At 45.2% G+C, this 305-nt stretch carries 3 tRNA genes; all 3 read right to left on the reverse strand.

The window, feature by feature from the left end:
• Window positions 1-7: 7 nt before the first annotated feature.
• The 3 genes from AUR67_RS00310 to AUR67_RS00320 all read right to left on the reverse strand — a co-directional run bounded on the left by AUR67_RS00310 (window position 8) and on the right by AUR67_RS00320 (window position 300).
• Window positions 8-83, reverse strand: a tRNA-Thr gene (locus AUR67_RS00310).
• Between the two features lie 57 nt (window positions 84-140).
• Window positions 141-216 (reverse strand) — tRNA-Phe (locus AUR67_RS00315).
• A gap of 8 nt (window positions 217-224) precedes the next feature.
• Window positions 225-300 (reverse strand) — tRNA-Thr (locus AUR67_RS00320).
• Between the last annotated feature and the right edge of the window lie 5 nt (window positions 301-305).

A 305-nucleotide genomic window follows, 5' to 3' on the forward strand; every position in this document is an offset into this window, starting at 1 on the left:
AAATAAATGGTGCCGACTATCCGAGTTGAACGGATGACCTACTGATTACAAGTCAGTTGCTCTACCAACTGAGCTAAGTCGGCACACTAAAATCGTGTGCGTTGTGCACTATAATCACTTTAAAAGAGATTATCAAATAATGGTGCCCAGAGGCGGAATCGAACCACCGACACGAGGATTTTCAATCCTCTGCTCTACCGACTGAGCTATCTGGGCAAAATAAATGGTGCCGACTATCCGAGTTGAACGGATGACCTACTGATTACAAGTCAGTTGCTCTACCAACTGAGCTAAGTCGGCACACT

It is taken from the genome of Pseudoalteromonas sp. XI10 (assembly GCF_001469895.1).
Taxonomy (GTDB): Bacteria; Pseudomonadota; Gammaproteobacteria; order Enterobacterales; family Alteromonadaceae; genus Pseudoalteromonas.